Genomic DNA, 14,539 nt, shown 5'->3' with positions numbered 1-14,539 from the left:
CAACTACTTAGAAATTAGATTTACAGCTCTAATTTAGATCCGACAACGAATTATCGACCTCTTATCACTATCTCACTATCGGCTAGATCAATGATTACGTAATCGCGATATCCCCTTTTTCGATTCTGTGCGCTACCTCTACGTTTGTATGTAATTTACTGTTGCAATTAAATTCCGAGAAACAAAAGGCAAACGTTCGCCTTTGCGTAGGAGACCCGTAATATGTGAGCCATATTTGACACCGGACTGGTTTTCAGAAGTAAAGAGCACAGCTGCATTATCGAGTAGCTCTTTTTTTCAATTTGAGATCTGATTCGCGTGTAAGTTGTACTTCTGCGCTAACTAGACTGATAACGTTGCATAAGTTAAATGCAACGTCCTACTTAAACTCACTTTTCTAACAGACGACACTGATACTCGGCAATGTGCTTTAGCTCCGATGTATGTGCAGGAAATCGTTCGTGAAGAAAGCACAATGCATCCGCTAGCGTTATCTGGTGTAGATTCGACGTATACCCAAAAACCAATCGGTGGACATTGTCATAGAGCTCATCTGAATTACCTGAGCTTTGACACTGCGCCAAGATAGCTTGATCAATCTCATCGTCAGGATCTTCCAAGGGGCTATTGGCCTGTCGATAGAGATTAAAAAGCATTGCGTCATATTGCTCTTTCGACAGCTCTTCCTTGCAACGCATTATCCATGTAAGCGTAATTAGGTTGTGCCCAAAGAAACCAAACTGCTTTAAGCATGCTTGTAATACGCTATTGAGCTCTACGACTTCACTTGTGGCAGGGCTTCGGTCGCCGTCAGAACGGGTCGATGTGACAAATTCAGTGAAGCGGTTAAGGAAAACTGGAACTCGAGACGGCTCTAGCTCACGATAAACACGGTTCAGCGCCAATAAGATAGTCACATTGTGGGAAAGATATTCACTGGTTTGAGAAGCCTGCGAAACGTAATGCGAGAAGATATCTTGAAAGCCCTTATTCTCATGCCACTGCATCAAAGCAGCATACGACGCTGGGTATACCCCATTATCCAATATCCTTTGAATACGAAAATCCGTAAACTTCGGCGCTTGTAGCGTTGCAGAGTACTCACCTAAAACTTCAACCTCAGTTTGGTCTATCAACTCACTCGTTTTAAGCCAAACATTGTCGGTTGTGCCGAAATAATCATTAAGGTGATTCGAAGCCAAATAGGCTTTTAAAGAATGAGGTTGATGGATGCTAGCACTGCTATAAAGTGCCTTTTCCAATAGTTGGTCGCTTGTCATGTTTCCTCCTTGAAACTGACGTTTGATATGAGAATCTAGATTGCTCAACACCCAATGTCCAAATACACATCACATACTTATCGTAATGCATGGAAAATGCCATGTATTACGATTCAATCTAGAGCACCTTGTCTAAGTGACTTATTTGTTCAGGTTGTTCGGAAATACGTTCGTTTTCACTTCCGTAGCAAACTCATTTGCTGCGTCAAAGATAGTTTGGTTGCAATGGGCGTACTGTTTGAAAACGGAGGCCATCGGTTACCAAATCCAAGCGCATCATTGATGACTAACACTTGACCATCACAATCGGGTCCCGCACCAATCCCAATTGTAGGTATGCTTATCTCTTGAGTAATCGATTCGCCAAGTGAAGAAGGTATGTGCTCAAGCACCAACATAAACGCACCCGCTTCTTGAATCGCTTTTGCTTCCTCGCTAACAGTTTGAGCATCTTCAGCAGATTGCCCTACTTTCTTGAAAATACAAACCTTGACCTCTTATCAGGTCGCAGTCGATTAAACCATCCTTATCAAATTTCAGTTCAAGGTAAAGACGCTGAACTATACCCTTCGAATTTTCTGTAAGCCCTACTCTATATGAGTAACTGAAATTATCCTCAACTAAATTTAAATAAAAAGATCTACAGCATTGAATAAAATCATCTATTTCTTCTTGCTTTGATTGCAATATTTTTATTTCAAGATCATCATCAAACTGCCTTTATTAAAAACCCATTGGAGTTTACCTTGCACTCTTGGTACATAACGCTCAATTAAATTGCACAACAGCGCAATACAGTGATTCTGCACTGCGCCATAATCACTAAAACCGATTATCAATATAACTACCACGTATTTTAAGTCAGCTTAAATGTCTTGTTAAACGATTTAGTCTAAGTAATCCACAATTCTATTAGCTAGCCAATCAACTGCGATTTCCAATATTGCAATATCTTCTGAAGATATCGAATTTGCATGCGCATCAGCTCTATGAGTATTAATAAACTCCATATAATTTTTGAATCGCCCTTTGTCTCCTTTAAATATAGATCCGAAGTCCTGCCAGTTTTTCTCGATTACTTTGCTAATATCCTGAAAATATAGATGAGACGTAAAAATATCATTGTAAGACATAGCTTCTAGCTGCTTCTGCCTACTAGGTGGTGATATGATAGCTACAAACATTTTTTTAGCTTCGTCAACACCATATTTATATTTCAAGTTTCTCTTAACTAAGGTTCGCAAATTCGATTCTAGTTCATTCCTTAGCGAGCAAACTCTAGTCCATTTTTCTTGATTATTTTTAGGTGCTTTCTTTACATTAGAAACATCATTTATATAGCCTTCAATTGACTTGATTGTAAAGTGGAAGTGGTCATCAGAATTCACAACCAAACCATAACCAACTAAATGCTCAACTAACTTTTCTGATAATCGGTAGAAATCATTAAATGTCGCATAGTCTCCCGCAGCTAAATACTCTATTAATTCATACTCTTCTGGGTAACGCTCTCTTAAAACCGAAACTATGAGATCAAGGTAGTCAGTAACACTTTTGTTTAAAACATCTCGTTTGCCTTCGTAATTGAATTTAGTAATCAATAGTTGTTTAGAACCACCTTTATCCTTAAATAACTTACTACAAACTTGTCTTATTAAGAATGGGTGCCCTCCAAAGTCATCCGTTAAGTACGTAAAGACCTCGCTATCGAAACTCATGCCCATATATGAACCAATAGTTTCAACCATCTCTTTTACTTCACTTTGATTGAAGAAAGGCAAATATATTGGAGTTATAAAACGATATATGGGGTTGTCATATGACATTACAGTTGGAGTTTCAATAGCTTTAGGATTAACTCCAGATATTACAAAAGATAACAATTCTGGTCTTTTCTGGAAAATTGAACGAAGAACTTGCCAAAACAAAATGAAATCCAAGCTATCTTTCCAATGCTGTGATGGTGAAATATTGAAAGTTATGTTTTCAATTTCATCGAGCATAATTAGAATTCTTTGCTCTCCGCTCGCTTCATATATTTTCTGAAGATCTTCCTCAAACTTTATCGAAGCATCACGCTCAGTGTAATCAGATTCATTATTAAGCGGTAAACCGTCATCTCCAAATAAGCTTTTATTCAACTCACTAATAATAAAATGTAACGTTTCATTCCAGCGTCTAATATGAAGTGATGGCTCTGAACAATCAATATAAACTCCCGGTTCATCTCTCATTCGCATCATTCTTAATACAGCATACAATACAGATGTCTTACCTATTCGGCGCAAACCAAATAAAGAAGCACATTGACCAGTTTGGTATTTACCATAAATACTTTGAATTACACTTTGTCTTCCAAAGAAATATGTGTCTGTTTTGAGTGGCGTTTCATAGGCAAATAAATCGCGTTCATAAAAAGAGCTTTTCAACCTTTCAATTTGAAGTTGGCATGTATTTTCCTTGCCCAGTTCATCATAAGTGAAGGGGACTATGATTCTTGATTCTTTATCTTGTAGGAGCACGTTGGCGACTTTTTGTTCTAGCTGATTATCTCGGCTTATAATGACTACACATAACTTATCCAATCTATTTTGATAATCAGACATCAATTTATCGACAAAATCTAAGCTTCTAGTCAAAAAATGTTGTGATGGTGTGAGTAAAAAGAGAACCTCACGCGAAAAGTGGAATTGTTCTGCAATTCCATCAGTAGCTCTCCCAAAAACAAAGGAGTAATCACTACCTTTAAATTTTGTTGTCTTACAAAACGTAACAAACCATGATTTTGATATATTGTTAACTATCTTTTTTTCAAAAAAGGATAGGCTATCCAACGACAAGGTTTTCAATATCCCCGAACACTGTGCTTTTTTCTTCATTATCTTTCCTATTATTACCAACTTTCGTAGCACTCTTAGAGCGTTTAACAGCTATGAGACAGAAAAACTCTGTATTTCAATGCAGGAATTTTCTGTCTAGTTTCTTATTTAGCCTATCTTAAACGACTGACTCTTTTCATAACAAATACTTATGCTTACTAATTTGTGATTGAACAAGAAAATGTAGAATTTTTCTATCTAACAGGACTAAATGTAGAAAAGATGAGAACTGTGATTAGTAGCATTGTTAAAACAAGTTTGTTATTGATAATAAAGACAATATCCCCACTTCCAAAATACGCTTATTTACTCATTTGTAATTAAGATAAAGTCAGAAAAATATCGAGATTAACTTAGAGAAATTCAATCTATAGATTCAAACAAAGCGGATTTTAATAACTCCCGGCCTATCATACATTTACGATAAATAACAAATTTGCATTTTATAAAAACAATTTGATCAATAAGAACTTTTGTAAACTTTGAATTACATACTCTAAAAATAAATCTCCTTGATAAACTTGTCATAAATCCAAATGCTCTTCCAATCTTGATTCGCAACACATGGCACAGACGTGTTGCATATAGACTTCCTATAAAGCCGTTGGGAAGAAGGAGTTTATATTAAAATCAGGAACGAATAATGAACCAACAACGTCAACTAAGCTGGAAAATAGCAGCTATTCTAGGTACATCTTTTGGCTTTAATGCACACGCTGCAGAAATGGTCAGAGTCGATAATGATGCATTACTACAACAAAGCCTCGTCGCTCAGTCGAAGAGTGTTGCTCCACTTGAATTAGGTTTTTCTGAAGTTAAACGGGTGGTATTGCCCAATGGAAAAACGAAAGTTCGCTATCAACAAACTCACCTAGGTTTACCCGTCTTTGATACCTCCGTTGTCGCCACCCTTTCCAAGAACCAACCCACTCAGGTGTTCGGCTCCATGGCACAGGGGATCAGTGGAGACTTATCCAGCATCGCGCCAAAACTGAATCGAGAACAAGCGATTGAAGCTGCATTGTCTGCTCACCGCACCTTTACCGTCGGCAAAAAGTCGATTGAAAACAAAAATGCAAAACTCATGGTGAGATTGGATGAGAATCAAGTCGCCCAAGTGGTGTATCTGGTCGATTTCTTTATCGCGTCCTCAATGCCGGAGCGCCCTTTCTACTTTATTGATGCTACGACTGGCGATGTGCTCCAAAAATGGAATGGACTAAACCACGCTAAAGCATTAGGTACTGGCCCAGGTGGCAACCTCAAAACCACTCGATATGAATATGGTAGTGACTTCCCTAGCTTTCCCATCGACAAAACAGGCACGACTTGTACGTTAGAAAATGATTCAGTTAAGACAGTCGATTTGAGGAACGGAACGTCTGGCAGCGCAGCCTACAGCTACAACTGTGCCGACGGAACCAACTACACCGATCATAAATACATCAACGGGGCTTACTCGCCTCTCAACGATGCGCACTACTTTGGTAATGTCGTGTTCGATATGTACAAAGATTGGATGAATACGTCGCCTTTAACTTTCCAACTGACAATGCGCGTTCATTACGGTTCCGATTATGAAAACGCCTTTTGGAATGGCTCATCCATGACATTTGGAGATGGCAAAAACACCTTTTACCCATTGGTCGATATCAACGTGAGTGCTCACGAAGTCAGCCACGGCTTCACTGAGCAAAACTCCGGCCTTGTGTACCAAAACATGTCGGGCGGTATCAATGAAGCCTTCTCCGATATTGCAGGCGAAGCGGCTGAATACTACCTGCGTGGTAATGTCGATTGGGTGGTCGGAAGCGATATATTCAAATCAGAAGGCGGCTTGCGTTACTTTGATCAACCTTCAAAAGATGGCCGCTCGATTGATCACGCCTCTCAATACTACGATGGTTTGAACGTTCACTTATCTAGCGGTGTTTATAACCGCGCCTTTTACCTTTTAGCGAACAAATCGGGTTGGAATGTACGTAAGGGCTTTGAAATATTCACGGTTGCCAACCAGTTGTATTGGACGGCAAACAGTACCTTTGATGCCGGTGCTTGTGGCGTAGCGAAAGCCGCAGCAGACATGGGCTATGTGGTTGCCGATGTTGAAGATGCTTTTAATACCGTCGGCGTTAATGCAAGTTGTGGTGTCACGCCTCCAACTGGCAATGTATTAACGAAAGGCACACCGATTGCGAACCTAAGCGGGAGTCAATCTTCGGAGAGCTTCTACACGTTCACCGTTGATTCTGCATCCAACGTGACGGTTTCAATGTCTGGTGGTTCGGGTGATGCCGACCTTTATGTGAAATCGGGCAGCAAGCCAACGACATCGAGTTACGATTGTCGCCCTTATCGTGCTGGAAACAATGAGCAGTGCAGTGTGAGCGCGCAACCGGGCGTAACCTACCATGTGTTACTGCGTGGATACTCGAACTACTCTGGCCTAACGTTGCGTTTAGATTGAGTTAGAGCGAGCCTCTCAAACAAGTTGTAAATCGAGAACTAGCGGTTAACCGCGAAATAAAAACCTACTCACTTTGAGTAGGTTTTTTTATGAAACACCGTAGTAGCTAATAATATTGTAAGTTATTTACTGATACGTTTATTAATTTATAAATATCAAGGTTACTTAGGCATTGTTTTATAAAAACAGTTTAAATTGAGATCCTGTGCTGCACAACGAAACAAAAATAACTGACTAACTTTTGAACACATTCACGTTACTGATAGGTTAATCCTTATAGGGCAAATGCTCTATTAATGATAAAAATTAAAATAAGGATTATTTATGAGACCATCTTTTCCTATCAGTATGGTGCTTGCAACGACAGTGGTTGGCTTCCAGTCTTTTGCGCAAAATATTGAGACAACTGATTCATTAGGTATTGCAGAAAGTAGCGCTGCGCAAAAGCAATCTTTGGCGTTACAAATCAGCGAGCGTTATTCCGATCTTGAGCTTTCATTGAAGGCTCAGATCTCAGAAAAGAACTTATCCGCGCCTGTAGATAAATTGAGCTCTACTCAGCCCTACTCTGCATTTTCAAGCCGGATGCAGAAAGCGGATCTTGGTTATCGCAAGATGAAAGGGATCAACGACTTCAGCGACTCTGTGTTAGAGGTTCGCATGGCTGATGAAGCGATGATCGAAGCTTGGAAGAATGGTGAAAACCCGCTGTTTGCTTTCGAACCATCAGGCGATGATTCAAACTGGCAATACATCGAAGCCTATGATGTGTATGGGCAGGTTCACGAACTAGACGTGTACCAAATGCCAGACGTCCCAGTGTTTGTGGTTGATAGTAACGGTGCTGAAGAGCTCAAAGCAGGCCTAATGGCGATGCAGGCAGAGATGCAAAAGCTGGGTACTACAACGCAAATCAATGCCGTTAACGATACCAATGCCGACGAGAGTAAACCTCAAAAATCGTCTTTGATGAACAGGGCTCGTCGCTCGATGGCCTTGTCGGAACCTGAGCCGTTGAATACAACACAATTAACCAAAATCCGTTTAGCCGTCGACCAAGAACCTTGGATCTCTGGTAAAGCGGAAATCTACGCTATCGTGACGGGTGTCGATTCAAGTCGTTTAGAGCCCCAGATCGACCTCGTTGAGATGCCTTATCTGGACTACGACAAACAGACGTACTACCCGAACCAGACCGTCATCTTCTGGCCTCGCTACCGTTGGGGCGCTGCAGACATGATCTTGATGGAACACGATGATGGCACAGACTACAAAGCGCTAGCAAAACTCTTGGTTCAAGCCGCAGAAGAGATACTGAAGATGATTCCTGATCCAGAAGTTCAAGGTTATGCGATCATCCCTCAGATAACAGGCAAGATTATCGATGTGATTCCTGATGGCGTATTAGTGAATGATGATGACTTCGTGGACGTGTACTACACCTTAATGCAGAACACGCCTTATGTAGACCGTCCGGGCGCTGGCGGAAATGCTGTCGCATCGTTTGCACCAGTCACGATTTCACCAACAGAGTAAGTCGTTTCTTATTCAGTTAGGGCTTAAACGCTAGGCCCTAACTCTTCATTATCGAAGGTAAGTCAAACACAAGAGACCTACTCAGAACCTAATTACAGGGAGTAATCAAACACAATGATGTCTTCTAAAAGCGGACGAAACACATCTTTCAGCACATCATGCTCAGGGTGCGGAAGGTAATTCTGGCGGCCTTCTTCATCGGCGAACGTCATTAACACCGAGTGGGTATAACCTTGATTCTTGTTTTCAGGGCTGTCATTTAATCCCCATTCGACTGAAGTGACCCCTTCAACCTTGTTTGGCATCGCTTCAAACAGCATCTTTAGTTTTTGAACCTCTGAAGCCTCAGCATTTTCTTTAAACTTAATCAGTAGAATATGACGAATCATTCCCGTTTCTTTTTGAGTCATTCCTTGTCCTTTCGAGTCGTTCGCTTACTGGTTTGTAATGCTTAACCAACACCCAATAGCGATCTAAATTAGAGAACAACAAAATGCCACACGTTACACAACATGCCAAGGCTAGATCGCTAGAGTTTATAAAATACTCCACAACCCAATAACGAAAAATGCTGCACCCGAGGGCGCAGCATTTCTCATGACAATGGTAAGCACATCTTTAACGTTAGTCACGACGACCTGTAAGCTGGATCGTTTGGTCTTGATCTACGTTCTTTTGGAATTGGATTCCGCCGTTAGACGCTTCATTTCTTCCTTCCAGTGTTAAGTCAGATTCAACACGCTCAGCCTTTACTTGATTACCTTCGCTTCTCATCATATCGAGAGTACTCGCATAAGTACCGTCAGCCGCGAAAGCCGTGCTCATAGACAAAGCCATCAATCCAAGTGCGATTAACTTGTTCATACATCACCTCGTTGTATTTCTAATTCTTTGTTCGTTTGGTATCTGTGTTTTTGTTGGAGTAACTTTAACAATCGAACATGAACCATAGATGTGAGCTATGTGATGAGCTGCCGCCGCTCGCAAAAAGACGCACCTTTGAATCAGTGGTTATTCCAAATGTTGAAGTCTACCCTGAAAAACAAACAAGCGTAGTTCAGCTTTTAACGGGTTAACTACTTAAAGGCTTAACTGCCTAACTCCCCTACCATCCAAAAAAAGAAAAGGCTCCCGAGGGAGCCTTTGACTAGGGTTCTAGTGACTATTCGCTTATGTTTTTATTTTAAAATGCTTCTTCGAGCGTTTGTTCGTTCTTTTTTTCTGTTTGTTTCTCGCTGGTTTCAACCTCTTTCAAGCGCGCAGTGAAGTGTCTTAACACCGGCGGCTCGTAGGTAAAATCGAGCCCTTTCACTTGTCCTGCATTCTCTTTCACTTTTTCGAATGCTTCGATAATGAAGTCCATGTGTGTTTGTGTGTAGGTCGCGCGAGGAATGGTAAGGCGCAACAACTCAGCAGGACATGGGTGTTGTTCACCTGTTGCTGGGTCGCGTCCTTGCAGCAAAGACCCAATCTCAACCGCTCTGATACCCGCGACTTTATAGAGTTCGCACGCCAAAGCATGTGCGGGAAACTGACCAGCCGGGATATGAGGCAGCAATTTACCCGCATCGACAAACGCAGCATGACCGCCTGCTTGCTGGCACACGATGCCCATCGCTTCTAAGCCATCAACAAGGTATTGAACCTGGCCAATACGGTACTCTAACCAATCTTGGCGCATGCCGTCATAAAGGCCAACCGCAAGACGCTCCATCGCGCCACCTTCTAAGCCACCATAGGTTGGGAAGCCCTCTTGCACCACACACAAGGTTCGACACTCTGTGTACACATCCATGAAAACGTCGTCTTTAAAGCACAACAAGCCGCCCATTTGTACCATGGCATCTTTCTTGGCAGACATAGCTAAACCATCCGCGTATTTGTAAGACTCACGCGTGATCTGTTCGATTGTCCAATCCTGATAACCCGCTTCACGTTGTTGAATGAAGTAGGCATTTTCTGCGTAGCGTGCCGAGTCCATGATCACAGGAATATCGTACTTCTGAGCGATTTCATACACGGCTTTTAGATTGGCGATAGACACTGGCTGTCCACCAGCAGAGTTACAAGTAATGGTGCTCACAATGTAGGGAACATTGGCTGCGCCCGCTTCTAAGATCGCTTCTTCCAGCTTCACCACATCGAAGTTGCCTTTGAAATCCGCGTTCACTGAGGTATCGAACGCTTCTTTGGTATAAACGTTCTTCGCCACACAGCAATTCACTTGGGTGTGGCCTTGTGTTGTATCGAAGAAGTAGTTCGACAAGGCGACCATTTTGCTGCGATCGAGCCCTTTCTCCATTTCACGCTTCTTAATAAGAACCGGAATGTAGATCTGCTCTGCACCGCGTCCTTGGTGTGTTGGAATCGTCAACTCGTAACCGAAGATATCCTTAACCGCATTCGACAATGCGTAGTAACTGCGGCTACCACTGTAAGCTTCATCACCCATTAACATCGCGGCTTGCATACGCTGAGTGATAGATCCTGTTCCGCTGTCTGTCAGTAAGTCGATAAACACATCATCACTGTCGAGCAAAAATGGGTTCATGCCCGCGTCGACAATGGCTTGTTCACGATAGGCGCGAGTTGTTCTTTTTACTGGCTCTACAACACGAATACGAAACGGTTCTGGTAGATGTTTGAAGTTTTCCATAATAATACCTTTCAATACATTCCGATCAGGTCGAAATGTATTTTCTTTAGATGTCACGAGTCCTCACTATTAAATTAATAGTTCCGTATAAAGATACACAGAAAATTAACAGTGAAAATAAAAAAATTAAATAATGACTTATTAATCAAACCTAAACAGAGGCTAAGATAATTAGCGAGAACGACAAAAAACGAATACCCTACACGGAATAATAAGTGCGACATTCATACGTTCAAAGGTTATCAAAGCTGCTGATAGGTAAACAAAGCTCGCTGCTTTGCTGGCGCGTGACGCCTAGAGGGTACTACTCTGAAGAAAGGCGGAACGAGAGTTGGTGATCTAAGGTATACCAAGCTAACAAGGTTAGCCAAGTTGTTGATTGCCATTTCAGATACATGTTCACAATATATCCCTACGTTGAAATCAAGATGATCCGAAGTTTAAATATAGTGCAATTGTTTTATAAATACAGCTTAAAAAAGTATAAATGTGATCAATATTTAGAATGATGATTAAATACGATAGCGTGTTATATAAAATGTGAATCACAGCTGTTTATATACTATTAAACTAGTTCAGCGAGAACCTTAATAATATCAAATCTCTTTTGAAATCAACACCTCTCTAATAAGGGGCGAAGATAGCTGTTTTCTAAAAAAGCCATCATCTAATAAAGCCAAGATCCAAAACTCGCCGATCTAGAAAAGATAAATTCTGATGAGGCTCAAACCTCACCAGAACCGTATTCGCAGTGAATGACTTACTTCTTCTTCACGGCTTGCTTGATGGCCATTTCAGCCAGTTTTGGTGTCGCCGCTTTCAATGCGCTGGGTGCCACCTTCTTACCCACTTTGACTGCTTTATTCAGTTGGCCTTTAACCGACGAGCCTCTTTTCATGGCTTCTAAACGTTGGCGGTTTCTCTGAACGTTATTTGCGTCAGCGATACGCTCTATCAACGTCTGCCTTAAAGTATCTAAACCAAACTGTACCTTTTCTGGCGCAATCGCCAGCGGTAACACGATATCGGTTTGCAGCAATATATGATTGTATTCGAGCGCTTGAGCAATGATCTTCGCTTTGGTCGATGTTGGATTCTCTAAGTCATACGGCGGTTGCCAATCGTCTACAGGCTTTAATCTGTCTACCTGATTCACAACCGACACCACAATCGGCTTCTTGCGTGAGATGTTCTTAGGATCGTCATAGAAAGCATCAAATCTATCTTTCAATTGCTTATCCAAATCACGCGCAGATTGATTGGCTTTAAGCACCCATAGCACCACATCGGCTTGGGTCATCTCTTTCAGCATTAAGGCTTCGGTTTTAGGGTTGCCATCAAGCCCCTGAAGATCAACAACGCGAACATCATTGTCGTCGACAAACGCGTTATACACCGTTGAAGTGTCGGTTGATGGCAGTACATCGACCTCGGCAACCAACTCTTGCTTAAGCGCATTGATAAGTGAAGATTTACCAGAACTGGTTTGCCCCACCAGCACGATTCGCACAGGCTCTAATTCAGGAGCAAAGCGTTGTTCGTCGAGTTCAGAAACATCGGACGCTTTCAATGCTTCATCTTCAATGCTGAAACGTCCGCTATAGAGATCAATCGCCACCGCCGCAACTTCATCTAATAAGGCTTGTTTGGCGGCGTATTGCATGTCATCAACCACACCTCTTGTCATTGAAGATGTCGCTTGCTCTCTCCCTAAATCAGAAACAACTTTTAACGGGTTCAAATAGAGGTTTTTGAGGTGATTCCCCCAAATAGCGGCCTTAACGATCTTCTGCCCTAGCTCACCGTATTTATCGTAGGCTTCGTAGCCCGCCTTAATGTAAGAAACCTTGAGATACTCAATGCCCGGTATATGCTCTCGCACTACCAGTTTGTAGCGTCGGCTTACCTCTTCGAACAGCTTTAGCCCTTCAGGAATCGAGAAATCGAGCGATTTCTTATCAAACTTTTTCGCAACAAATTCAAGTACCTCTAAACCGGTTTGGTCTAGGTTACCCCACTCTATGTCGACCATTAATTGTTGGCGTACATGGTGTTTTGAATCATTCCAGATCGACAGTTCTTTTTGAGACCAATCAGCCGAAGCCTTAACCAATGCATCGTTGATATCAGCTTTTTTATGCTGTGATTCAGCTTCAGCAGTATCCTCGCCAAGGCCGCCACTCTCTTTATTCGAGAAAGACTCTTTATTTGAAGAGCGGCTTGAAGAACGGCTAGAAATGAATAAAGGAATGGTGAACACCAAGGTACTCACGGCAATGGCAATCGACATTTCGAGTAGATAACCGTATTTGATCGCCAAGAAGACACCAAAACCCATCATGATAATGCTTGGGAAGATCGCCGAAATCAGGGCAATGCCCCAGCGTCCGCTCGATAGCACCGCCAGTAATCGAAATAGGTTTCTAATTTTCTTCATAACCCGACGCCGCCTTTCCTTTTTTCAGAGATTCTTTGTAGATCTTCTGCATCTCTTGTTCAGACACTTCTTCACCTTTGTTCTTGTGATAGAAGTAAAAACAAGCCGCGCGACCTAAACCATAAGAGGTGCCGAAACTCATTGCCGCTGCAGCCACCGCACCTACCGTTTGACCATAAACTGGAATCAGCTTTATCAACTGTCGAGTGCCCAGCTTCATTCCGTATTGCAAAGCAAAGCTGCTTCCCAGAGTGCCTATCAACTCACTAAAGACTCTCTTATTCCATTCGACCCCATATTGATTGGCCAAGCTGTGAAGCATTTTGGCTTGAATCGCAGGTACCGACACCAAACCAACACCCGGAATCAGGTCACTCGCTGCGGCACTTCCTGCATACCAAAGCACTTCGTTTTCTACTTGATCAAAGTTGGCTTCTTCTTGCGTGGAATGTTCTTTGTCTTGCACCATCATGCCTATAACAGGAAGTATGCTGGTCAAGCGATCTAACAAGAATTCGAGGTTATAGACATCACCATTATCGGTTTCAAAATCGACCGCTACCGATTCAAACTCTTTACCCCAAGCCTTCTCTACTTGGTTGGTGTTGAACTGAATTTGCCTTGCTCGATCTGGTTCACTGGAAGACAACACCGCCGTATGAACCAGCAACAAGTGTTTAATCTTCTTCTGTTTCTTAATCTGTTTTAGAGCCGTAAGCACAGCGGATTGTTCAGGTTCGTCGGCTTTCATTACAACGACTAACGCATTACCTGCCTGACCAATCTCTTCCAAATCCTCTTTCGCATCGTAATTCGCTTCGCTGAGTCCTCTGGTATCAAGAAACCTCATCACGGGTTTGTCTTGCGGAAACTCATACGACATCGCCGTCATGGTACAAGGCGCAAAACCATTGCCCACTTCTACAGAAGAGTCGCCCGTGACCGCTTGAATAAACGATGACTTGCCCGCCCCCGTTTTGCCCAACAGCCACAATGTAGGAAGATGCTTGCGCTGATATTCATGAGCCTGAGTCAAGTCTGGGTTCTTGCTCGGATTAATGAAGTCTTTTATTTGATCAAACATGTTTAGAGTAACGCTCACTTGATGTTGAGATTCGAGTTGATGACAAAGCAATACTGACTTATATAATCACAAATCATATTAAACTTATGTTTGTTCAGTCGCACAGGTTTACAATGCCTAAACGCTTGTTTTTATTTGCGCGCTCATTTTTATAGACGCTTTTTTATACGTACGGGTATCATCGTATTGATTCGGGTACC

At 42.1% G+C, this 14,539-nt stretch carries 10 protein-coding genes and 1 pseudogene; 3 read left to right on the top strand and 8 right to left on the bottom strand.

The annotated features are described in order from the left end of the window. Positions 1-389: 389 nt before the first annotated feature. The 3 genes from AB4249_RS16615 to AB4249_RS16605 form a co-directional block, all read right to left on the bottom strand. On the bottom strand, positions 390-1,280 hold the full coding sequence (locus tag AB4249_RS16615; RefSeq protein WP_372104042.1) for a hypothetical protein: 891 nt from the start codon (positions 1,278-1,280) through the stop codon (positions 390-392). A gap of 176 nt (positions 1,281-1,456) precedes the next feature. After that, on the bottom strand, positions 1,457-1,762 hold the full coding sequence (locus tag AB4249_RS16610; protein ID WP_372104064.1) for a 3-methyl-2-oxobutanoate hydroxymethyltransferase: 306 nt from the start codon (positions 1,760-1,762) through the stop codon (positions 1,457-1,459). A 405-nt stretch (positions 1,763-2,167) separates the two neighbouring features. After that, on the bottom strand, positions 2,168-4,159 hold the full coding sequence (locus AB4249_RS16605) for an ATP-binding protein (RefSeq protein ID WP_372104039.1): 1,992 nt from the start codon (positions 4,157-4,159) through the stop codon (positions 2,168-2,170). A 643-nt stretch (positions 4,160-4,802) separates the two neighbouring features. On the opposite strand from AB4249_RS16605, the gene AB4249_RS16600 reads away from it, so the two are divergent. Continuing rightward, positions 4,803-6,626 (top strand): M4 family metallopeptidase, encoded by a 1,824-nt coding sequence (locus tag AB4249_RS16600; RefSeq protein ID WP_372104036.1) that lies wholly within the window; start codon positions 4,803-4,805, stop codon positions 6,624-6,626. Positions 6,627-6,950: 324 nt separating this feature from the next. Continuing rightward, positions 6,951-8,162: a DUF3103 domain-containing protein gene (locus tag AB4249_RS16595; protein ID WP_372104033.1), complete on the top strand. Its 1,212-nt coding sequence runs from the start codon at positions 6,951-6,953 to the stop codon at positions 8,160-8,162. 92 nt (positions 8,163-8,254) lie between these two features. Here AB4249_RS16595 and AB4249_RS16590 read toward each other — a convergent pair whose 3' ends face one another. Together AB4249_RS16590 and AB4249_RS16585 are read right to left on the bottom strand one after the other, a co-directional pair. Continuing rightward, a complete protein-coding gene (locus AB4249_RS16590; RefSeq protein WP_102575852.1) occupies positions 8,255-8,572 on the bottom strand; it encodes a Dabb family protein in 318 nt (105 codons plus the stop codon). A 214-nt stretch (positions 8,573-8,786) separates the two neighbouring features. Beyond that, the gene (locus AB4249_RS16585; RefSeq protein WP_372104030.1) at positions 8,787-9,026 is read right to left on the bottom strand and encodes a hypothetical protein; all 240 of its coding nucleotides are present in this window, start codon (positions 9,024-9,026) and stop codon (positions 8,787-8,789) included. A gap of 81 nt (positions 9,027-9,107) precedes the next feature. Here AB4249_RS16585 and AB4249_RS16580 point away from each other — a divergent pair. Further along, positions 9,108-9,218 (top strand): annotated as a pseudogene (locus AB4249_RS16580) (LysR family transcriptional regulator); the annotation flags it as partial. Between the two features lie 127 nt (positions 9,219-9,345). Here the strand turns inward: AB4249_RS16580 and tnaA are convergent. From tnaA to AB4249_RS16565, 3 genes are all read right to left on the bottom strand, one after another. Next, a complete protein-coding gene (gene tnaA, locus AB4249_RS16575; protein WP_372104027.1) occupies positions 9,346-10,818 on the bottom strand; it encodes a tryptophanase in 1,473 nt (490 codons plus the stop codon). Between the two features lie 760 nt (positions 10,819-11,578). Continuing rightward, complete coding sequence (locus tag AB4249_RS16570) at positions 11,579-13,255, bottom strand: GTPase family protein (RefSeq protein ID WP_372104025.1); 1,677 nt, start codon at positions 13,253-13,255, stop codon at positions 11,579-11,581. After that, a complete protein-coding gene (locus tag AB4249_RS16565) occupies positions 13,242-14,339 on the bottom strand; it encodes a YcjF family protein (RefSeq protein ID WP_017067387.1) in 1,098 nt (365 codons plus the stop codon). The genes AB4249_RS16570 and AB4249_RS16565 overlap by 14 nt, the downstream gene beginning before the upstream one ends. Between the last annotated feature and the right edge of the window lie 200 nt (positions 14,340-14,539).

Source organism: Vibrio sp. 10N.261.55.F4, assembly GCF_041470465.1.
GTDB lineage: Bacteria > Pseudomonadota > Gammaproteobacteria > Enterobacterales > Vibrionaceae > Vibrio > Vibrio crassostreae_C.
The sequence above is the reverse complement of the archived record's forward strand: the minus strand, read 5'-3'. Positions and strand labels throughout refer to the sequence as shown.

Bases quoted from the DNA above. Each gene is read 5' to 3' on its own strand.
- AB4249_RS16565 (WP_017067387.1), bottom strand. From the start codon at position 14,339: ATGTTTGATCAAATAAAAGACTTCATTAATCCGAGCAAGAACCCAGAC.
- AB4249_RS16605 (WP_372104039.1), bottom strand. From the start codon at position 4,159: ATGAAGAAAAAAGCACAGTGTTCGGGGATATTGAAAACCTTGTCGTTG.
- AB4249_RS16595 (WP_372104033.1), top strand. From the start codon at position 6,951: ATGAGACCATCTTTTCCTATCAGTATGGTGCTTGCAACGACAGTGGTT.
- AB4249_RS16615 (WP_372104042.1), bottom strand. From the start codon at position 1,280: ATGACAAGCGACCAACTATTGGAAAAGGCACTTTATAGCAGTGCTAGC.
- tnaA (WP_372104027.1), bottom strand. From the start codon at position 10,818: ATGGAAAACTTCAAACATCTACCAGAACCGTTTCGTATTCGTGTTGTA.
- AB4249_RS16590 (WP_102575852.1), bottom strand. From the start codon at position 8,572: ATGACTCAAAAAGAAACGGGAATGATTCGTCATATTCTACTGATTAAG.
- AB4249_RS16570 (WP_372104025.1), bottom strand. From the start codon at position 13,255: ATGAAGAAAATTAGAAACCTATTTCGATTACTGGCGGTGCTATCGAGC.
- AB4249_RS16585 (WP_372104030.1), bottom strand. From the start codon at position 9,026: ATGAACAAGTTAATCGCACTTGGATTGATGGCTTTGTCTATGAGCACG.
- AB4249_RS16600 (WP_372104036.1), top strand. From the start codon at position 4,803: ATGAACCAACAACGTCAACTAAGCTGGAAAATAGCAGCTATTCTAGGT.